This window comes from Pectobacterium carotovorum (genome assembly GCF_900129615.1).
Taxonomy (GTDB): Bacteria; Pseudomonadota; Gammaproteobacteria; order Enterobacterales; family Enterobacteriaceae; genus Pectobacterium; species Pectobacterium carotovorum.
Window position 1 is genome coordinate 217,192 of the sequence record NZ_FQWI01000006.1, and the last position, 21,598, is coordinate 238,789.

Below are 21,598 nucleotides of genomic sequence, written 5' to 3' on the forward strand. Positions count from 1 at the left end.
ATCCTGTAAAAAGAAGAAATCACGTCAGCTGGCGTATTAGCCCACCTCGTCCACATTCACCCAACGCGCCGTTTCGTGTGACTGCACGATCGCATCCAGAACTCGCGAGACTTTCCAGCCCTCTTCGAAATCCGGCCACATGGGGACGCCAGCCGCAATACCGTCGATCAGATCGCGCACCTCTACCGTTTTCTGATCGTTAAATCCAATACCGTGTCCGGCGCTGGCGCAGAAGGCCGCATAGTCAGGATGCTGCGGCCCGGTCAGCAGCGTTTTGAATCCCTGCCGGTTCTCTGGGTCGTCATGTCGATAGAGCTTCAGCTCTGCCATACGTTCCTGCGTGAAACTCAGCGTGCCTTTGGTGCCAGTGACCACGTAGGTCAGGCCCATTTTGCGGCCACAGGCGATGCGTGAGGTTTCAATCACGCCGCGTGCGCCGCTGACAAACCGAACCATCGCATGCGCCTGATCTTCATTCTCCACCTGCACCTGCTCGCTGCTGCCCGGAGCCGTTGGACGCTGCGTAATCACCGTTTGCAGATCGCCGCAGACGCTGGCGATATCGCCCACCAGATACTGCGCCATGTTGACGATATGCGCCGCCAGATCCCCCAGCGCCCCCAGTCCTGCCGTTTCTTTGAAACAGTGCCAGTCGGCGGGTTTATTCGGATCGGCCAGATAATCTTCGTTATGCGTGCCGTAAAAATGCACTACTTCGCCAATCTCGCCGCTGGCGATAATCTCTTTGGCCAGCTGTGAGGTCGGGTTCTTCATGTAGTTGAAGCCCACCAGCGTTTTCACGCCGGCCTGCTGCGCGGCATCGACCATTTCTCGGGCATCACGCGCGTTCAGCGCCAGCGGTTTTTCCGAGTAAACGTGCTTGCCGTGCTGGATAGCCGCCATCGCCATCGTTTTATGCAGAAAATTCGGCGCGCAGATATCCACTACGTCAATGTCTGGGTCCGCCACCAGCGCACGCCAGTCCCCCGTTGAGCGCTGGAAGCCAAACTCCTGTGCCCGTTTGGCCGCCAGTTCCGGCGACACTTCTGCCAGCATCGCCTTCACCAGATTGCCTTTCAGCGGGAAGACCGTCGGCGCCTGCGCGTAGGCGATGGCATGCGTACGACCGATATAGCCGGTGCCGATTAACCCAATGCGTACATCCTTCATATCCACCTCGGTGCGAAAAAAGAGTCGGTACAGGTGCGGCTCAGATAGCGCCGCGACGGCTCTTGGCGTAGGTGTCGAACGCCACGGCCAGCACGATAATTAACCCGGTGATAATCTGCTGGTAGTAAGCCGATACGTTCATCAACACCAGTCCGTTAATCAGGATCCCCATGATGATCGAACCGATGATCGTGCCGCTAATCCGGCCATAGCCGCCCATCAGCGATGTACCGCCAATGACCACCGAGGCGATAACGCGCAGCTCGAAGGTGATCCCCGCGACCGCTTCGGCGCTACCGAGACGGGCGCTGAGAATAAAGCCCGCTAGCCCCGCCAGACAGCCAATCACGACGTAAACACTGACCAATACACGCTGCACGTTCACCCCAGCCAGACGTGCGGCTTCGGTGTTGCCGCCGATGGCGTACACAAAGCGGCCCCAGCGGGTTTTATGCAGCGCGAGATAACCCAGCAAGGCGACCAGCGCGAAGATCCAGATCGGCACCGAAATACCCAGGATTTCGCCTCGTCCCCACCAGCGATAGCCGGGGTCGAAACCGGCAATTGGCGCACCGTCGTTCATTACCAGCGTTAATCCACGCCAGATCGTCATCCCGCCCAGCGTGACGATGAACGGCGGCAGACGCAGTTTGGTGACACCCAACCCATGCAGGAAACCAATGAAAGTGCCCATCGCCAGACAGACGCCCAATGCAACCAGCCAGCTCAAGCCGTACCAGGCATCAGGATCAACGGTAGTGAAGTTGTCGCCTTTAATCACCGAGGCAGCCGTGATGGCGCACACCGCCAGAATCGAACCGACGGACAGGTCGATCCCGGCTGTCAAAATGACGAACGTCATCCCTACGGCCATGATCCCGTAGATGGAGACTTCGGTCAGGATGTTGGTGATGTTGCGTTCAGACAGGAAATTGCTGTTCTGCGACTGAAAGAAGATCAGCAGCAGAATCATGAAAATAAACACGCCAAAGCGTTCAAAAAAGGCAATCGGGTCAAAACGTCCACGCGGATTGGACGGCGTAATACTCTTAGAAAGCGGCTGCTGGGACATGCGTCACCTCCGTTATGCTGCGTGTAATGCGTCGTGGCAAATGGCCATCATCGTCATCAGTTTTTCTTCTGTGGCGTCATCGCCATGAATTTCCCCGCTGATCCGCCCTTCGCTGAGCGTGATAATGCGGTCGGAAATCGCCATGATCTCCGGCAGGTCGGAGGAAATCACAATCACGGCGACGCCCCGTTTAGCCATATCGAACAGCACCTGATGCACTTCGGACTTGGTGCCGACATCGATGCCGCGCGTGGGCTCATCCACGATCAATACCTTGGGATTCAGTGCCATACAGCGGGCAAGAATCACCTTTTGCTGGTTACCGCCCGACAGCTTGCGCACTTCCTGCTCGCTGTTCACCATCTTGATGTGCAGCGCCTGACGGTAGGCCTCAATCAGGTCGTCCTCCTTGCGGGTGTCGACAAACCAGCGCCAGCGCATCAGCGACGAGAGGTTAGATAGCGAGATATTTTCCCTGATTGACAACCCCAGCACCGCGCCCTCTTTCTTGCGATCTTCCGGCACCAGCGCGATGCCTTGAGACAACGCATGCAGCGGCGTGGAGGGATAATAGGGTTCGTCATCCAGCACAAATTCACCGGTAGAGAATGCGTCAGCACCAAACAGGCAACGCGCGATTTCTGTACGTCCCGCGCCCACCAGCCCGGCAATACCGAGCACTTCGCCAGCATGCACCTGGAAGTTGATGTCCTTTAGCGCGATGCCGTGCGCATCCAGCGGCGGTTTCTCCCGGCTTAAGCCTTTCACCGCCAGCCGTACCGGCTTATCCCGATGATGCGTTTCCGAAGGCGGACGGCGGTTAAACACCACGTCACGGCCGACCATCAGGCGAATAATCTCCTGCACATTCGTACTGGCGACATCCCCGGAACCGGTGTAGCGGCCATCCTGAAAGACGGTAAACCGATCGCACAGCTGGAAGACTTCGTGCAGCCGGTGTGTGACATACACCACGCTCACACCGCGCCCTTTCAGCTCGCGCACCACGCGGTGCAGGCTGTCGACTTCACTGTCGCTCAGCGCCGCCGACGGTTCGTCCATCACAATCAATTTGGCATTCAGCGTTAGCGCTCTGGCGATTTCCACCATCTGCTGCTGCGCCACGCTCAAACGCGCGACCTGCGTCGTCGGCGCAATGTTCAATTTCAGATAATCCAGTACCGCTTTCGCCTCGCGATTCACCGCCAGCGCGTCCACGAATACGCGGCTACGCTGCGGTTCGCGTCCCAGGAACATGTTCTCCGCTACGCTCATATTGGGCAGCAGATTAAACTCCTGATAAATGGTGATAATCCCCCGCTTTTGGCGCTCAACGGGCGATTCGAGCGGTAACAGCGTCTCGCCACCAAACCAGATATCGCCGCTGGTCTGCGGCTGCGCCCCTGCCAGCGCCTTCAACAGCGTCGATTTGCCCGCGCCGTTTTCTCCCAATAGCGCATGAATTTCTCCCGGCTGTACGGTCAACTGCGCGTTGCTCAGCGCCCAAACGCCGGAGAAACTCTTTGCCAAATTGGTAATGTTCAGTAGGGGTTCCGTCATGTTTACCTTCCTCCCGCAAGGCCGCGCGGACGCGGCCTGCTGAATACCTGTTATGTAGAGAGCGATTTATTTACCCGCTTCGCCAATACGCTCGGCATCGTTCAGGTTATCTTTGGTAATCATGGTCGGTTGGTAGTCGGCCCCGGTGATAGGCGCTTTACTGCGGATGTTATTGGTCAGCTGCGTCAGTGCGGTCGTCACCGCGTAGCCCGGACGTTGATCGGCAGTTACCGCCAACCAACCGTCGCGTACGCGAGCCAGCGCTTCCGGCACGGCGTCAAAGCCAGTCACCATCACGTCGCCGGGTTTCAGACCTTGCCCTTGTAACGCTTCAATCGCACCCAGCGCCATGTCGTCGTTTGCTGAGAGGATCACCTGCGGGCGTTTAGGCAGCGAAGGAAACACACTTTCAACGATGCGCATCCCTTCGGAACGCATCCAGTTCCCCGTCTGGTCCGCGACGATGTGGTATTTGCTCCCGCCTGCTTTCAGGCTGTCGCGAATCCCCTGCGTCCGCTCGATGTTAGAAGACGAACCCGGTTGACCGGTCAGCAGAATGATCTCTGCGCCATCTGGGAATTTGGTTTTGACATAGTCGGCAATCGCCTGGCCGCCTTTATAGTTATTGGCACCAAAGTGCGGCACCGCTTTTTCCGTTTTTACCGAACGATCCAGCGTCACCACGGGCAGCTTGGCATCCTGAATGTCGGTAACCGCGCTGGACACCGCGTTGACATCATTCGGCGATACAACAAAGCCCTGTGCCCCACGCGTAATGGCATTTTCCAAGTCGGCGGCCTGCTTCGGTGAGCTACCCTGCCCATCCAGCACCTGTAAATTCACGCCCAATTCTTTGGCAGCTTTAACGGCGGTGCGCTGCATGTGTACTTCAAACGGCATAGCGAGATTCGGCGTACTGAAAACGATTTGTTCATTTTGGGCCTGAGCAAAACCAGACAGACCCAGTGCGATGGCGATTGCGGAAACGCTAATGATCTTTTTCATATGTCTTTTCTCTGCTTCTGTAATAGGTATGGGTGTAGGGTTGAAAGCAGGTAAAACGCGATGTGCCGATGCCGATAGGGTTACACGGCGACCTCCTTGCCTTGAGCCAATGATTCAAAGGCTTTATCCGCCAGATTTAGCGCACGCTCACCGTCCAGCCCGGAGCATTCCGGCTGCGTGCGGCCATTCAGCACATCGACAAAGTGCTGCCACTCTGCAGCGTAGGCGGCGTGATAGCGTTGCAGGAAGAAGTATTCGGGTTTCGCCGCCAGACAACCGTCGTCGGTCCACTGCTCGACCACATTTTCGCGGATGTTGCCCGCGCTGAGCACGCCTTTCGCGCCATGCAATTCGAGACGCTGATCGTAGCCGTAGCCAGAGCGGCGGCTGTTGACGATGGTCGCCATCGCGCCAGAAGCAAATTTCAGCACGATAAACGCGGTATCGATGTCACCCGCTTCACCGATTGCCGGATCGACCAGATTGCTGCCTTGCGCAAAGACCGACACGGGCTCTTCGCCCATAATGAAGCGCGCCATATCGAAATCATGGATCGTCATGTCGCGGAACATACCGCCGGAAACGCGGACGTACTCAGCAGGCGGCGGCGACGGATCGCGGGAGATAATCAGGAGAGATTCCGGCTTGCCAATGCGACCTTCACCCGCCAGCGTTTTGACGCGGCGGAATTGCGGGTCGTAGCGGCGGTTGAAGCCGACAAACAGTGGCACGTTCTGCTGTTTGACGACGGTCAGGCAATCGCGAACGCGAGCAATATCCAGATGCACCGGTTTTTCACAGAAAATGGCTTTGCCATGTTTGGCGGCCAGCTCAATCAGGTCGGCGTGCGTATCGGTTGCGGAGGCAATCAGGATGGCGTGTACCGCCGGATCGCTCATGACCTCGTCAACCGTTTTTACTTTGGTATGATAACGTTCTGCCAGCGCCGTGGCATTTGCCGGGTTGGGATCGACCACCGCGTACAGGTTGGTTTCTTTGTGTGCCGCGATGTTCACTGCATGGACCTGACCGATGCGGCCCGCGCCCAGTAAAGCGATGTTAAACATAGATGCTCCCTTGCTGCCTGAGTGGCGTGTAATGCCAGACTGAAAAAGTGACGGATAACGGCTAGTCGCATTCTCCCCAGCCTCATCATCACCCGCTCTTTACCGCGAATCCTGATAGATAAAATAAAACATTTATTTCAGTTTTGTATAAATTGAAAATTATGTTTTTGCGTGCCAGTTAACATTTTCATGACATCTTCGCTGTTTTCTGCAACCCCAATCACACATCGTGTGAGTAAGTCTGTGGAGGTATACAAGGCTGTCAGCAGATCGAAGCTGTGCAGGAACGTAATAGGAGAGAAAATGAAACCGTGGTTTGAAAATGAAATGGATGTTTCAGTTTAATCATCTTCCGTATTCACTCCTCTCAGAAACACGAATACAGAGAGTCATCGCGAATTTTGCCCTTATCAGGCGTAAAAAATTATGCTGAGGAGATAGCTGGCTTCGGATGAGCCGCAGGACGCGGCGAAAGCTTGCGCCACGTATGGAACGTGTCGCAAGCGGTCCGTTAAGCCAGATACCGACGAAGGCACCGCGTAAGCGGCATAATTCCCGCCGAAAGCCTGGGGTCAAGGGGCGAGCGGCGTTTGAGCCGTCCCTTGTCGGGCGCGTGCTACGGGGTAGCATGAAAATGACGGCACTATCGCGCACGAAACCGTCTCTTAGTCTTCATAAAAACTGTGACTAAGAGACAGTGCGAAAGGGGAGCATTTAATACTGTCGGGCGCGGGAGAGCGCGGCTTTCACGCTATTGGCAGCAGCCTCAATCTCCGGGTTGTCGGCAACCTGTGCCGTGCCGGTGCGCCACCAGGATTCGTAGCCATGCGTCATGGTCTTCGGCAGTACTTTGATATCGAGCAGCACGGGTCCCGGATGTTCGCGTGATTCCGTCAGCGCCTGCCTGAGTGAGGCTTCATCATGCACCCGCCACGCTTTGCAGCCGTAGCTTTCCGCGTTCTTGGCGAAATCCACCGGAATGAGTGCACCGCGCAACTGCCCCGACTCCGCATCGCGGTAGCGATTTTCCGTACAGAAGCTCCCCATTCCCTGACTCATTTGCAGGTTGTTAATACAACCAAAGCCCGCGTTATCGAATAGCAGCACGGTGATTTTGATGCCCTCCTGTACCGCCGTTTGCAGTTCGGTATGCAGCATTAAATAAGACCCGTCGCCGACCATCGCGTAGACCGGCTGTTGCGGTGCCGCAAGGCGTGCACCAATCGCCGCCGCAATCTCGTATCCCATACAAGAATAGCCATATTCAAGATGATAGCTGTCCGGCGTTTTCACCTGCCACACGCGCTGTAGATCGCCCGGTAACGAACCCGCCGCTCCCACCACAATCGCGTTGTCTTCCAGTTTCTCATTCAGAATGCCCAACACGCGCGTTTGCGTCAGATGGGTATTCAGCATCTGGCGGTATTCATCCAGTTTGTCTTCCAGACCATCCACCACTTCCGGCACCAGTTCACCGTTATCCTGCACAGTAAACAGCCGCTGTAGCTCGCGTTCCCATTCCGCACGAGCCAGCTCGACAGTCTGCTGCCAGCCGCTACGATACGATACCGTCTCCAGCCGTTCGGCCAACGCCTCCAGCCCGACACGCGCATCGGCGATCAGAGGCAGCGCCTCCAGTTTTAGTGCATCGAACTCGGCAACGTTGAGCAGTAAAAATTCAACGTTCGGGTTCTGAAACAGCGACTTGGAACCGGTGGTGAAATCGGTTAAACGCGTCCCGACGCCGATAATCAGATCCGCCTCGTGCGCCAGCCGATTCGCCGCCAGCCCGCCCGTCACGCCGATACCGCCGCAGTTCAGCGGATGTGAGGAAACAATCGCGCCCTTGCCCGCCTGCGTTTCGCCAAACGGAATCGCAAACTGCTCGGCAAACTGCGCCAGCGCCTCATGTGCGCCGGAATAACGTACGCCGCCGCCGCAAATCAGCATCGGGCGACGCTTGCTCGCAATCAGCGCCGCCGCCTGATCCAGCCGTGCCGCATCCGGCGGGCGTCGTTCGAGATGATGGACGCGCTTGCGGAAAAACGATGCCGGATAGTCCCAGACTTCCGCCTGCACATCCTGCGGCAAGCACAGCGTTACCGCGCCAGTATCCGCCGGATCGGTCAGCACACGCATCGCATTAATCAGCGCGCTCATCAGCTGTTCAGGGCGATTAATGCGATCCCAATAGCGGGAAACGGGTTTGAAGCAGTCATTGGTGCTGATCGACAGATCGTGATATTGCTCGACCTGCTGCAGCACCGGATCTGGCTGTCGGCAGGCGAAGAGGTCGCCCGGCAACAGCAGTACCGGAATGCGGTTGGCGGTGGCGGTCGCCGCCGCAGTCACCATATTTGCCGCGCCCGGCCCCACCGATGAGGTCACCGCATAGATTTTCCGCCGTTTGTGCTGTTTAGCGAATCCGACGGCGATATGCGCCATTCCCTGTTCGTTGCACCCCTGATGCACGGTGAGACGATTCGCCTCCTGCTCCAGCGCCTGACCGATGCCCAGCACATTACCGTGACCGAAAATGGTCATGACGCCCTGCACAAAGGGGGATTCTTCACCGTCTACGCTAAGGTATTGCTGGTTGAGAAATCTGACCAGCGCCTGCGCCATGGTGATGCGACACGTATCCATTGATCTACTCCTACCTGTTTTATCCAGACGGCTAGCCACCGTGCTAGCCATAGAAACGATTTCTATGTCAGTCGGCATAAAGTTTCGTGCGTGTTGCACAAATTACTTATTTTTCACACTGCTGCACACGCCCGACACGGGCAGCTCAATCGCCGCTGCCCCGTGACCCCAGGCTTTTCCACGGGAAATTGCGTCGCTACGCGATACCTTCAGCGTTCGTGCCCGTAGCCGGGCCACCAGTGACGCGATTACTCGCCCCATAAACGGGGCTCGCCCTTCGGGCCAGCACAAGTGCTGTTCAAAAACGTCTCTGACGTTTTTGTCCGGCGCGGCACTGGCTTTCGCGACATCCTTGTCGCTCACCCGACGGTCACGCCACCTCAGCGCAATTTTTTTACGTGAAAGGAAAAACAATAAATCTGCCCTGCCATTTATCGTAATGAACCAGCCAGAGGTTTAGTTCTTTCATGACATCCTCACTCCAGCGTGGGCATGACGAAGCTGCTGGTGTGGTGTTCCAGACGGACGCTGGCGGGCCAGCGGCTGGTGACGGTTTTCATGCGGGTGTAGAAGCGCACGCCGTCGTTGCCGTGAACGTTCAGCGGCCCAAAAATGGAGCGCTTCCAGCCGCCGAAGCTGTGGAATGCCATCGGCACCGGAATCGGTACGTTTACGCCGACCATGCCTGCCTGCACCTCTTCGCAGAACTGGCGTGCTGTTTCACCATCGCGGGTAAAAATAGCAGTGCCGTTGCCGTATTCATGGTTATTAATCAGCGTCACCGCCGTCTGGTAATCCGGCACGCGCACTACGGACAGCACCGGGCCAAAAATTTCTTCCTGATAGATCTTCATCTCCGGCGTGACGTTATCGAACAGCGTCGGCCCGATGAAGTAGCCTTGCGGGTGCCCCTGTACAGACAGCGTGCGGCCATCGATGCGCAACGTCGCGCCCTGATCGACGCCACTTTGAATATAGTCGGCAATCTTCGCCCGGTGCGGTGCGCTGATCACCGGCCCCATTTCATTTTCCTGCCCGTCAACCAGACCTGGCCCGACGCGCATTGCTTTGATCTGTGCGCTCAGACGCTGATGCAGCGCTTCCGCCGTGTCATCACCAACAGCCACCACCACCGACAGCGCCATGCAGCGCTCGCCTGCAGCGCCAAACGCCGCGCCCATGATCGCGCTGGCAGCCATGTCCATGTCGGCATCCGGCATCAGGATACAGTGGTTTTTCGCCCCGCCCAGCGCCTGACAGCGTTTGCCATGTGCCGACGCCGTCTGATAAATGTATTCCGCCACCGGCGTCGATCCCACAAAGCTTACCGCCTGTACCCGCGGATCGGTCAGCAGTACGTCCACCGCTTCTTTATCACCCTGAACAACGTTAAACACGCCATCCGGCAGACCCGCTTCTTTCAGCAGTTGCGCTAACAGCAGCGAAAGCGATGGATCTTTTTCTGACGGCTTCAGCACAAAGGTATTGCCGGTCGCCAGCGCAATCGGGAACATCCACATGGGCACCATCGCCGGGAAGTTGAACGGCGTAATCCCAACACACACGCCGAGCGGCTGCATGAGTGAGTGGCTATCCACTCCAGTGCCGACATTCGCCGAGTGTTCGCCTTTTTGCAGATGTGGAATACCACAAGCAAATTCAACGACTTCCAGACCGCGCGTCACCTCCCCCACGGCATCGGAATAGACTTTGCCGTGCTCCTGTGAAATCAGACGGGCCAGCGTATCCATTCGTTCTTCCAGCAGCGCTTTGAAGCGAAACAGCACGCGCGCACGGCGTAGCGGAGAGTGTTTTGACCACGCAGGGAATGCCGCCGCCGCGCTGGCAATCGCCTGCTCGACTTCCGCCTTATCAGACATCACAACCTGGCGAATCTGCTCGCCCGTCGCTGGGTTATACACCGCGGCGTAGCGTTGGCTGTTGCTGGAGGCAATCGCCCCCTGAATGAAGTTAGATACGGTTTCCATGTTTACACCTTTGTGGGTTTTGAGGAGACAAACGGCTGACATCGGATTACAGTATATGAAATGAATATTCCATTTAACGTAAAAATAAAATAAATGTTGATTATTGTGATCCGCTGCGAATTTTTATGTAAACTTGAAGACAGCCGTCCATAAAGACAGGCGAGCAGCCTCTGAAAATAGCCGTATCGATAAAAGGCGTGCCGCCAAAAATGTCGTACAGATAAAACAACCGTATCCAGAAATGAATTTTCTGTTCCGTTTCAGGCGCCAGTCATGAAATCGCCCTAATGGGATAGGTTCTTATACGTCTTTGGGAGATAACCCGATATGCCCATGGCAACCAGCCTGAGAGAGTTACAGGAACAGATCCGCGAGCGTTATGATTCGCTCAGCAAGCGGTTACAGCAGGTGGCGCACTATGTGCTGGATAATACCAACAGCATCGCGTTCGATACCGTCGCGGTGATCGCCGAACGCGCTGACGTTCCCCCCTCAACGTTGATTCGCTTCGCCAACGCCTTTGATTTCAGCGGCTTCAACGAAATGAAACAGCTGTTCCGTATGAATCTGGTGGAGGAAACCGCCAGCTATACCGACCGGGCGCGGCTGTTTCGGGCGATGGAAGCTGACGCCGTGCCAGAAACGCCGCTGGATATTCTGCATGAGTTTGCCCGCTCAAACGCACAGGCGATGCAGCAGTTGGCGGCACGCACCCCGCCAGAGGATCTGCAAAAAGCCGTCGATCTGCTGGCACAGGCGGAAACCATCTATATCGTAGGACTTCGGCGCTCGTTCAGCGTCGCCACTTACCTGACCTATGCGCTCAGTCATCTGGAAAGCAGCCCGATTCTGGTCAACGGGTTGGGAGGCATGTTTCGCGAACAGCTCAGCCGAGTCAGCTCACGCGACGTGGTGGTTTCCATTAGCTTCTCGCCCTATTCACAGGAAACCGTGATGGTCAGTGAGATGGCAGCAAAAGCCGGCGCGCGGCAAATCGTGATTACCGACAGTCAAATTAGCCCGCTGGCGACGCTCAGCGACGTTTGCTTTGTCGTGAAGGAGGCGCAGGTTGATGCGTTCCGGTCACAGTCCGCCACGCTATGTCTGGTGCAATCGCTGATGGTGTCGCTGGCCTACCGGCAGGGAAACGGCGCAGATCAGAGTGAAAAACAGCAGCGCGGCTAGTTGGAATCGTTTAATTAGCAGGACTCACAGAGAGGGAGAGCCGTTTTATGCTTAAAGTGATCGCACAGGATTTTATTAAGCCTGAATGCATTGAAATCGTCATGCCGCTGTACCGCGAATTAGTGGAGAAAACCCGACAGGAGCCGCTGTGCATCTCCTATGAGCTTTTTATCAATCAGAAAGATCCGGGGCATTTCACCTTTATCGAAGCCTGGCCGGATAGAGCCGCGCTGGATATTCACTGCCAGACAGAACACTTCCAGCGTCTGGTTCCGATGATCAATAGCCACCAGCGCGCCGAGTGCACCTTCCTGCTGATGGATCCGTTTGAGTAACGCTGCGCCGCTCGCTGGCTATCAACCTATTTTGAAAGTAACGACGGGAGCTCCCACCGTTTCTTTGCATATTCAGGCAACCTCAGTTCGGCGGCGGCCTTTGTTTTTTGCCCGGTAAAGTGCCATATCGGCGGTCTTTAACCAGTCAATATATTGACCCATTTCCGGTGAAATCTCCGCAATGCCGACGCTGACAAACACCGCCAGCTGCGGCGTTTGGTTCAGGAATTTCAGCGATAAGCTCTCCCGAATGCGATTCACGGCGTCTAACGCCTCTCCCGCGCTAGTCTGCGGTAAAATAACGGCAAACTCATCTCCGCCGAATCGCCCAATCACATCCGTTTCCCGAAAGCCGGATGTCAGCTCACGCGCCAGTAGCAATATCGCCTGATCGCCGACATTGTGCCCAAAGTTATCGTTAAAGGCTTTAAAATGGTCGATATCAAACAGGACTAGCGTCGCCGTACGCTTATAGCGCTGGCAACTATCATACTCATGCTTTAGCAGACGTTCCCAGTGGTGACGGTTATAGAGGCTGGTCATCCCATCATGAATACTGACTTCCATCAGCATACGTTTGTGTTCCGCCAGTTTCAGCGCAGTAGTGTAAGTGACATAACCCAGAAAAATCGGGTAGACCAGCAACATCGGTAGACAGGCATAAAGCTGTAGCGGTGTCGTATCCAACGAAACCGGCACGGAAAACAGCACAAGCACCAGCACACAGGCGACACACTGTAAGACGATGCCCTGAACAAGCAGCCTTACTCCACCGCCAGCCGTGCAGTTCATCCCTACCATTGCCGCAATCACGGCGCTGGGCAGAAGATTCACGCCCATAAACCCAATCCAGATGCCACCAAACGCCACATCAATCAATAAATTACGCTTCTCGCACTGCATCGGGTCGCGTGACCGCAGGGATAGCGTGTAGGCAATGTGAGGCCAGATAAAGGTGTTAAGAAAGAGCAACACCCACAAGAGCGTCGGGACAGGCCGGGTAATTAGCACCGAGGAAATAAAGAGAGCGCACAGTATCGTACCGACAATCCGTGGAATATAGACTCGCTGGGAAAAGCGTAGCCCTGAGCGACGTACATCTACCGTCAAAAACGTCGGCGGCGAGGCTGACATAACGACCCCCATTGCGGTTCACGAACAAATAGCGAGAAAAAAGAACATTATGGCTGAAAGCATGTCAGCACGAGTGAACAATTTTTGAATTTATTTTGTTACATAACGAAACGAAGTGATGTCGTAAGGGTTGGAGAGAGTAGCACGGATGTTAAAGGTAGCTGGTCTTACCCGTGGCTTTCGTCCCATTCCGATTATTGCCGTAGACGTCCCCATCATGATAGCCCATGTTATTAAGCTGGAGAGGGTTGTAACCGGTTGATGTGAATGGTCAGAAACATGATCTCATCTGTTGTTAGCTGGCAACTGTAATTTTTTTCCACATAATCATATACCTTCATTGCACAGGTATAAGCCCGCGGCATCAATTCGGTAATCCCCTGATAGATGGAATCATCACCGTGGTTCACCGTTTCCCGATTTAACAAACGCAGAGCGAAAAATTTCAGATGCGTAACCAAACGCTGATAATTAAGGGAATGTTCATCAAACGTGATATGCAGATCGTATTTCAGAATGGTCAGAATATCTTTAATGATACCTGGGCTTTGCATCGTGCTCTGCATATCGCTGTTATTCGTCGCATTCGCCAGATGCAGCGCAATAAACCCTGCTTCATCCTCCGGTAAATCAATATCCAGTCTGGTACGAATCAGTTCCAGCGCCTCCAGCCCAATGGCAAATTCACTGCGATAGAACTGGCGAATATCCCATAGCATCAGGTTCTTGATCGTTTGCCCTTTTTTATGGCGTTGAATAGCAAAATTAATATGGTCACTTAAGGCCAGAAACAGCGTGTCCTGCACATCAAGTCGCAGCGTTTTTTGTGCCAGAGTAATGATCTGCTGCGTCACAGCCAGACAGTCGGGCGGAATATCCGCCAGCAGTTGTGACAGCACATCGGCTATACCGTCACTTTTCTTCACGAACTGGCTTTCAATACGCTGCGGATCGATAGGGTCACCCACTTTCTTGCCAAAGCCGACGCCTTTGCCAATCGCCACAATTTCCCGTCGGTCATCAGCCAGCACCAGCACGGCGTTATTGCTCAGTATTTTTTCAATGATCATCGCATCAGCCGTCCTGTCTGATGGGAAGGCACGCAGGCCTTCCCTACCGTTTAGCGCCCCAACGTGATATCGACGAGGCGTCTTTTCAATGTTGTTCGTGTAAGGTTCGATTACGCTTCTGAGCTATCCAGCCCATTGTTTTTAATGACATCAGCATACCAGTATGCGCTTTTTTTACGGATACGCCGCAGATCTTTCAGATCGAATTCTTCACGGTTAACGTAAATAAAACCATAGCGCTTCGAGCATCCCTGATGGGTGGAAATAAGATCCAACGCCGACCATGGCGTGTAGCCGAAGACATCTACCCCGTCGGTGATCGCAAGCTGGATTTGCTCAATGTGGCGTTGCAGGTAGTCGATGCGGTAATCATCGTGAATCTCACCGTTTTCATCCAGCGTATCAAACGCGCCTAGCCCATTTTCCGTAATGATCAGCGGCAAATGGTAACGATCGTGCAGCTCACGCAGCGTATTGCGGAAGCCTATCGGATCGATCTCCCAGCCAAAGGCGTTTTTCTGCAACCACGGATTGCTTGCACCACGATGCACGCCCTCTTCACCCGATTTCAGGTGCTGGTCACCTCCGCGTGCAATTTCATCCGAACCGTCGCCTTTGCTGGCTTCAACCGTTTGCGAGGTGTAATAGTTAAACGCGATAAAATCGGGTTTGGCCGACGCCAGAATATCCATATCGCCGGGCAGAATCTCCGGCGTATAGCCTTTTTCTTCCATATAGCGCCAGGCCGCGGTGTTATAACGTCCGTATACCGCCATATCCAGATACAGCCAGTTGCGGATCGCGTTATAGTTGAACGCCGCCATCACATCTTCAGGCTTCGATGAGGCCGGATAAATCAATGCAATGTTGGGTGCCGGACCAATTTTCGCACCGGGCACTTTTTCATGCAGCGCATTCATCGCTTTTGCCTGCGCCACCAGCATGTTGTGGTTCTGCTGATAGAGATTCTGCTTCGGATTTTCCAACGTAGGATCGAGCGTGCCCAATGCAGAACCGTGCAAAATCATCATATTTTGTTCATTGATGGTCAGCCAGTACTTCACCTTGTCGCCGTATTCATCAAACAGCACGTTGGCGAAGCGCTCAAATGCCTCCACCGTTTCCCGGTTATACCAACCGCCTTTTTCCTGTAACGCCTGCGGCAGATCGAAATGGTACATCGTGACAATTGGCACAATACCGTAATGCAGCAATTCATCGATAAGATTGTGGTAAAACGCAATGCCCGCCGGGTTTACCTCGCCGCTGCCATCGGGAATGATGCGGCTCCAGGCGATGGAAAAACGGTAGGTTTTAAAGCCGATATCGGCAAACAGGGCGACATCTTCCTTGTAACGGTGATAATGGTCGCTGGCGACTTTAAAGTCCGTTGTACCCTCAGGATAGGACATTCTGGCATCAATCACCGACGGCCCTTTGCCGTCTTCATTCCATGCCCCTTCAACCTGATAAGCCGATGTCGCCGCGCCCCATAAAAACCCCTCAGGGAAACGCTTAAGATGACGGTATTTCACGGTTTCTCTCCTTTTTTCAACGAGATAATTTCTCAACAAGACAATTTATCAACAAGACAATGTCAGCGAGACATCACTGATGTTATGGGTAGCGCGCGATCGGGCTGGATTCAGGCAAAAAAAAACCTGATACGAACATGTCTGGATAACATGCGTCGTATCAGGTTTCGCTCGGGCCTTGGCCCGATCACGTCCTTCTTATCGGGTTATATCTGCTAACCGCCGTAGACTCAAACCGAGGTCGGGCGATCTGTGATGAATATCACCGATAATGTCCTCACCTGAGCAGGAGTGTCCCCTGTGCAGCCATCCCAGGCATGCAGACTCACCGCTCGTCCCCATCATCGCGGTCGCGCACGCCGTTACCATTGAGCCTCACGAGCCGCTTCAGCAGCCTTAGCAACTTCATTCCATCTGGCGACCCCAGTCCCGTACAGGCGTCCCATCCTTCAGAGGCAACGAATGCCCCATTATTTCCCCGCACGATATCCTTGCAGCTATTACGATTACGGTACAACAAGGGAGGAATAAACAGCGATGCCGAGTGGGTTAACGCGAGCATACGCGCCAATAATCCCGCCCACAGCGGTGCGACAGCGCTGGTTCCCCCAACAACCCCTTCCAGTCCGTTAACTTCAATCAGATAGCCGGTTTCGGGATCGGCATTGCCACTGACGTCCGGTACGCCGCGGTGTTGTAAGGGATGATGACCGCCATATTTGTCGACCAGAGACATCCCTAACTGCCAACCGGGCAACGCAAAGTACTGGCTGACGCCACCACCTGTCGCGCCACCGTCTCGGTTATGCCAGGTCGTTTCTTCCATCGATTTTTGCAAGCGAGTGCCGCCACAGGCTAAAACGTAGGGGCTGGATGCAGGGAAATCGACGTGTAAACCATGAGGCTCCCCATCCTGTGAACCGTGATCGCCAGACGCCACGCACACCGTAATCCCTAGTGCAGCGGCGGTCTGAAAGGCCTGGTTGTACACCTGTAATGATTGCGCGGTCCATTCTGACTCGCTGGCCCCCCAGCTAATCGAAATCACCGACGGCGCATTTTTTTCATCATGAATCGCCGCATTAATCGCCTCTAAAAACCCGGCATCGGTATTCGGAGCAAAATACACCACAATTTTAGCAGCCGGTGCCAGCGTACCCGCGATTTCGATATCCATCTGCACTTCGATATCGATCGGGTTCACCTCTTTGTCGCCATCTGACGAAGCAAGGGCATTCTTAGCGCCGCCCACACAAACATCGACGATCTGCGGCGGGTTGACGCCCATTCGCTTAAAATAGTGCGCCAACTGCGGCAAGCGATATCCGCCCCCCAGTTCAATAATGCCAATGCACTGCCCCGCGCCGTCATGCTCAGGGAAATGGTAAAGTTCTGCCAACTCAAGCGGCGTATAGCCCGACAGACGCTTTGCCGTAGCAGAGAACGCGTCATTCATGCGCAGGTAACAGTTCGATGCCAGACGTTCATCAAGGCCTAATACGGCGATAACCACGCCCTGTAGGTATCCCGGTAGATAAATTCCCCCTGCTCTGCCACGAAATGCCCCGTGTTTGTGGTCATACCGGGCTAAGCTCACGCGAAACGCCTGCTCCATTTGCTCCACCGTCCCCGTCAAGAAGACGGTACGGCTGGCTGCATGTTCACGCTCGACAGATAGCCGATAATGCCGCGCAAACGCACGGACATGCTCTAGATCGGCCTCATCAGCGCCGAACTTTCTGGCATAACTGGCACGCGACAGCGGTTTATTGGCGCAGATGCCGCCAAATTGTGGATCAATACTATCGTGCAGTTCGGTGTAATACTCATCATCTGGCGTTGTAAAACGCAACACCAGCATGACTCTGACGTTTTCATTAACATAGCAGCGTTCGCGGTACACGGCGTCAGCGATATTTCCGCGTTCACTCCCTTTCAATAATTGGTAAGTCATCGTCTTCTCTCCACTCAGCTATTTGCCGTCTGGTTCAATTTGACTCAATGCCGCATAAATCTGGCGTTTGTCGCTCTGTGACAGATGCTCAACATTAATAGAAGAAAGAAATGTAGCCTCTTGCTGGGGCGCAAAATGCCCGCCATTCGCAAGATAACGTTTAATACTCACCAAGAGCTGGTCATCAATCGTGAGTAGCGTGGGTCTAATGGTGTCGTTCAGCGAAAGCGGCGTCCAGTCGCTCTCCGGTGTCGCAAGCCAGTCCGCCATGTAACGATACTGAATTGCTTTGCTGGCATTCATTAATGAAGTCACGAACAGCTGTGTACTCTGAGGGGATAAACCCACGGCAGCAGATTGCTCCCGCGCCTTACTCAAAATACGATCCTCTTGTTTTAGATCCTCAACGGGCAGGTGTTGGCGGGCCTTATACCCCGCAACATCTTTCATCAACACCATCCTCTCCTGAATCAGTTGATAGATACCAAGAGGATTGTCCTGCGTTGCGGCATAGAGAGGAACACACCAAACAGAGCTCATCACTAACGAGATAACAGCGGAAATAGGCAAATTCATCGGATTACATTCTCCTGTCAGCACCACCATGAAGGTCTATGGCTATATTTTTATTTCGCCATTGCGGCAGGAGATAATAGGTTTCGCCATATGAATCTTCCATGACGAAACTATTTCAACCGTTACCCACAGGAAACATTTCTTCTTGAAAACCGCCCAGCCTGTCGCGATACCCGCTATTAAGTTGCTAAATTACAAGCAACTTAAGAGTCAGGCCCCAAAAGCGCAATCCTCACCATCCGATGATTAAGATACAAACAATAACCAAATGAAACAGTTCATTTTGGTTACCAAATAACGATATTGCTCTGTGAAGCAAGCGCGCACAAAAAAGCCCGTCGTGGCACTCGGCCATGACGGGCTTGATTCACCCTAAACGAACGAAGATTGATTAGTGCTCGGTGAGACCATACAGCGAGCTGCGACGCTGTAGCATCTGACCACCGTCTCGCGTCAACGGCACCCAACCAACAGCGCCACGTTTCACCGTTGGTTCGGTGAACAGCAGATCAAACGGTATCGAGACGTAGAAGCCTTTGGTAAAGCTTCCTTCACCATATTCCGCGGCGCTGACGTTAGTCTTGGTCGCAAAGGCACCGGCAATGATTCCGCTGTCAAAACGGCGAGACAGATCGAGAGTTACCCCTTTGTCCCCTGCCAGATAACGGCCCACGCTCACCTTCGCTACCGCACCTTCCACAAACGGCAGTTCCCAGTACGCAGTCAGATGTCCTGTCACCACATCGTAATCGGCCATCCTCATGATGTCGTTCCAGTCACGCTGTTTGGCATAGTTCACATCCATCCCCAGCGCCCAGCTTTTACCAAACGGACGATACAGCACTTCAGAACCGACACCGGCATACATCATTTCCAGATAGCCGCCATAAACCTGCGTATACCAGTCCTGTGCGGGGTTATCCATGCGAGTCAATTGCAGGTTGGTCAACAGCAGATCGGAAGAAGTAATGTATTCACGCACCCAGGTTCTGACGCGCGGCAGCGCTGCGCCATCCGCCGGTGGGGTTTTATAGTTGAACTTGTCGTAGTTATTCACCAGATTCAACGTTGCCGTTCCGCCGACGCTCCAGTGATCGCTCAGACGGTAGTCCACGTTACCTTTCAGTGCGACCTGATACATGTAGAAGGATTCAGGACCACCGAAAGACTGCGTCAGCGTCGGATCTAATGAATACGTCAGACGATTGGGTTCCGCGAGCAGCACCTGCTGACCACGCACGTCAGATACCGGCTCTTTGCGATGCGTTTCAGGCTCCGGTTGACCCAGTGGAACGGCAGCCTGCTTAACCTGATGGAAGGCTTTGGCATCCACCTCTGTGCTGGCAATCGGTAAACGCTGGCTGCGCTGAACAATGTGGTATTCATCAATACTACCCGGCACATGGTTTGCCAATACCGTCGCGGCACGCTGCGTTGCCTGCTCACTATCACGATACTTTGTCTGATCGGCAACAATGGTGACCTGCTTTTGGTCCGCGTAAATATCGGCGTCCTCAAAGCCTGCCTTATCATTCAGCTCTTTCGAAACAAGCTGCCAGTTTGTGCCTTTGCCATCCTGCACTGGCGCATAGACGGGTGGTGCATCGTCTAAATAGTTCGGCTTCAGGTCGTTGAAATTAGTGCGTAGGGTAAAGCCCCACATCAGGGTATTGCCGCGCTGCCACGACAGCGTGGTGTCTAGCACATCGCCCACGCGATAGACGGCACCAATGTTGAAAGGGGAATCCTGATTAATTTTACCAGAGGTTTCACGGCTGTAGTCATTGCCGTCATACTCCAGTTTCAGCCGAAGAGGATCCCACGGCGTTTGGTACTCTATCCCACCAAACAATGCTGCTGGACCATGAAAGAAGTTTTCAAACTCTAACTGTCCTCCTCCCGTTTTATAGGAATCACTACGCTGGCAAAAACTCGCTTTCAGTGAGCATGCGGGATTTTTAATATTGCCGCTTTCGGCCATGTTTCCCCAACCCATGCCCAGCGTGAAATCAAACGGCCCCATACGCTTACTGGCTACCAGGTATTCGCTATCAAACAAGCCTGTACCGGCAATATCACGCAATCCTACAGAAACATCCGGCATCCAGTAGCTTTCTTGCCACAAGCGAGCCTTGACATCGAATGACTTATCTTTATAGGTCTGTTCACCGCTAAAGTTTGCGTTATTGCTGTATAGACGGGTACGGACGTCAGTATAACGCATCGTCGTTTCCAGCCATTCAAAGAGCTGGAGAGATATGGAATAACGCCGATATTCCTCGTTATCGCGATAGTTAAGGCTAAACTCACCGGTCTGCGCCATACGCGCCGTCGGCATCTGCAACAGGCCCGTGCCACCAAAATCAGCCTGCGATACCCCCGCAGGCTGAAAGCGCATATTTGGGTTTGTCGCAGTACGGCTGCTTTCTGTTTCAGCCGCTATCGCCTGCGCACTCAAGATGCCGCCAATCGCCAACGACAGACAGCCTAATTTAACGTTTCTGTTCTTTGTCATTCGAGTGGAGTCCGGTTAGCAAGGTAGTCAGCAAGCTGATCGTTAAGTGATGACATATCCTGTGGTAGCACCGAGGGATCAAAGCCGATAAAGAGCGTTTCGCCCGCAGCGGGTTCAACATGCTGGCGGTTCCACAGCGCCAGCGGCACTTTGCGCCACTTGCCATTGCCCCCAATCAGATAGCCGTAACTGTTATCCGCTCCCGCAAGAAGCCGACGTTCTGAGAGATAATTCTCGACCGACCATCCTGCACGTAGCGCCACTTTCCCCGATGTCTCCAGTTCACCCACATCAGCGGCCGTATTCACCAGGCCGATCAGCGACAACGTGTCATCATGAGGCGCCACATATAGTGCATACTCCCCTACCAGAGGGCGATTATTTTCTATATAGACACGCACGCGGTCAGGATCCAGATCGGTACGGATACGACCCGCAACATTAATCGGGTTAATCGTCTTTCTCAGCAGCCAGGCGGAGATCGCCAGATCGCCATCGCCTGAATTGCGCCAGCGCGTTTCCAGTTCAGCCAGCTTTTCCAGCAAGACATCTCCTTGCGCACGTACCTTCTGTGTCGTCGCGAAATCAGAAATAAACGCCGTTTGCCAATTGATATTCTGTGGCCAAGGAACCTGTTCGTAAAATTTTTCAAGGCGCGTACCGTCGTCCAGTTTAACGACGGCGATCGTCTCTTGTGGCGATTTCACCGTCAGTTGTGCGGAGGTAGCGACACCGGAAACCAGCAGCAGCAAGGTAGCGATACGATTAAGTGCCAACATTTCAGCC

General features: G+C 54.2%; 17 protein-coding genes. 2 read left to right on the forward strand and 15 right to left on the reverse strand.

All coding sequences use genetic code 11. From position 1 onward, the window contains the following. Window positions 1-36: 36 nt before the first annotated feature. From BUB06_RS14030 to BUB06_RS14065, 8 genes are all read right to left on the reverse strand, one after another. Window positions 37-1,170 carry a Gfo/Idh/MocA family protein gene (locus BUB06_RS14030; RefSeq protein WP_039473726.1) on the reverse strand — a complete coding sequence of 378 codons (1,134 nt, stop codon included), beginning with the start codon at window positions 1,168-1,170 and terminating at the stop codon, window positions 37-39. 40 nt (window positions 1,171-1,210) lie between these two features. Continuing rightward, window positions 1,211-2,242, reverse strand: a complete 1,032-nt coding sequence (locus BUB06_RS14035) for an ABC transporter permease (RefSeq protein ID WP_010281439.1) — start codon at window positions 2,240-2,242, stop codon at window positions 1,211-1,213. 12 nt (window positions 2,243-2,254) lie between these two features. Beyond that, on the reverse strand, window positions 2,255-3,802 hold the full coding sequence (locus BUB06_RS14040) for a sugar ABC transporter ATP-binding protein (RefSeq protein ID WP_039473729.1): 1,548 nt from the start codon (window positions 3,800-3,802) through the stop codon (window positions 2,255-2,257). Between the two features lie 66 nt (window positions 3,803-3,868). Continuing rightward, window positions 3,869-4,807, reverse strand: coding sequence for a substrate-binding domain-containing protein (locus tag BUB06_RS14045; protein ID WP_010308444.1), 939 nt, complete (start codon window positions 4,805-4,807; stop codon window positions 3,869-3,871). 80 nt (window positions 4,808-4,887) lie between these two features. After that, window positions 4,888-5,874 (reverse strand): inositol 2-dehydrogenase, encoded by a 987-nt coding sequence (iolG, locus tag BUB06_RS14050; protein ID WP_039473732.1) that lies wholly within the window; start codon window positions 5,872-5,874, stop codon window positions 4,888-4,890. 714 nt (window positions 5,875-6,588) lie between these two features. Next, window positions 6,589-8,520 (reverse strand): 3D-(3,5/4)-trihydroxycyclohexane-1,2-dione acylhydrolase (decyclizing), encoded by a 1,932-nt coding sequence (iolD, locus tag BUB06_RS14055; RefSeq protein ID WP_039473734.1) that lies wholly within the window; start codon window positions 8,518-8,520, stop codon window positions 6,589-6,591. Window positions 8,521-8,622: 102 nt separating this feature from the next. Continuing rightward, window positions 8,623-8,883 (reverse strand): hypothetical protein, encoded by a 261-nt coding sequence (locus BUB06_RS14060; protein WP_039473909.1) that lies wholly within the window; start codon window positions 8,881-8,883, stop codon window positions 8,623-8,625. A gap of 113 nt (window positions 8,884-8,996) precedes the next feature. Then, on the reverse strand, window positions 8,997-10,508 hold the full coding sequence (locus BUB06_RS14065; RefSeq protein WP_014914754.1) for a CoA-acylating methylmalonate-semialdehyde dehydrogenase: 1,512 nt from the start codon (window positions 10,506-10,508) through the stop codon (window positions 8,997-8,999). A gap of 327 nt (window positions 10,509-10,835) precedes the next feature. Here BUB06_RS14065 and BUB06_RS14070 point away from each other — a divergent pair, with 327 nt between their 5' ends. Beyond that, window positions 10,836-11,693, forward strand: coding sequence for a MurR/RpiR family transcriptional regulator (locus BUB06_RS14070; protein WP_039473737.1), 858 nt, complete (start codon window positions 10,836-10,838; stop codon window positions 11,691-11,693). Window positions 11,694-11,740: 47 nt separating this feature from the next. Next, a complete protein-coding gene (locus BUB06_RS14075) occupies window positions 11,741-12,028 on the forward strand; it encodes a putative quinol monooxygenase (protein ID WP_039473739.1) in 288 nt (95 codons plus the stop codon). Between the two features lie 72 nt (window positions 12,029-12,100). Here BUB06_RS14075 and adrA read toward each other — a convergent pair whose 3' ends face one another. The 7 genes from adrA to BUB06_RS14110 form a co-directional block, all read right to left on the reverse strand. Then, a complete protein-coding gene (gene adrA, locus BUB06_RS14080) occupies window positions 12,101-13,162 on the reverse strand; it encodes a diguanylate cyclase AdrA (protein WP_039473740.1) in 1,062 nt (353 codons plus the stop codon). 233 nt (window positions 13,163-13,395) lie between these two features. After that, on the reverse strand, window positions 13,396-14,232 hold the full coding sequence (gene licT, locus BUB06_RS14085) for a BglG family transcription antiterminator LicT (protein ID WP_039473747.1): 837 nt from the start codon (window positions 14,230-14,232) through the stop codon (window positions 13,396-13,398). A gap of 110 nt (window positions 14,233-14,342) precedes the next feature. Continuing rightward, window positions 14,343-15,767, reverse strand: a complete 1,425-nt coding sequence (locus BUB06_RS14090; RefSeq protein ID WP_039473750.1) for a glycoside hydrolase family 1 protein — start codon at window positions 15,765-15,767, stop codon at window positions 14,343-14,345. Window positions 15,768-16,092: 325 nt separating this feature from the next. Beyond that, window positions 16,093-17,721 carry a S53 family peptidase gene (locus BUB06_RS14095; protein ID WP_039473753.1) on the reverse strand — a complete coding sequence of 543 codons (1,629 nt, stop codon included), beginning with the start codon at window positions 17,719-17,721 and terminating at the stop codon, window positions 16,093-16,095. 18 nt (window positions 17,722-17,739) lie between these two features. Further along, complete coding sequence (locus BUB06_RS14100; RefSeq protein ID WP_039473755.1) at window positions 17,740-18,297, reverse strand: chorismate mutase; 558 nt, start codon at window positions 18,295-18,297, stop codon at window positions 17,740-17,742. A gap of 391 nt (window positions 18,298-18,688) precedes the next feature. Further along, the gene (locus BUB06_RS14105) at window positions 18,689-20,812 is read right to left on the reverse strand and encodes a YjbH domain-containing protein (RefSeq protein ID WP_039473757.1); all 2,124 of its coding nucleotides are present in this window, start codon (window positions 20,810-20,812) and stop codon (window positions 18,689-18,691) included. Beyond that, complete coding sequence (locus BUB06_RS14110) at window positions 20,809-21,591, reverse strand: capsule biosynthesis GfcC family protein (protein ID WP_039473759.1); 783 nt, start codon at window positions 21,589-21,591, stop codon at window positions 20,809-20,811. The genes BUB06_RS14105 and BUB06_RS14110 overlap by 4 nt, the downstream gene beginning before the upstream one ends. Window positions 21,592-21,598 lie beyond the last annotated feature (7 nt).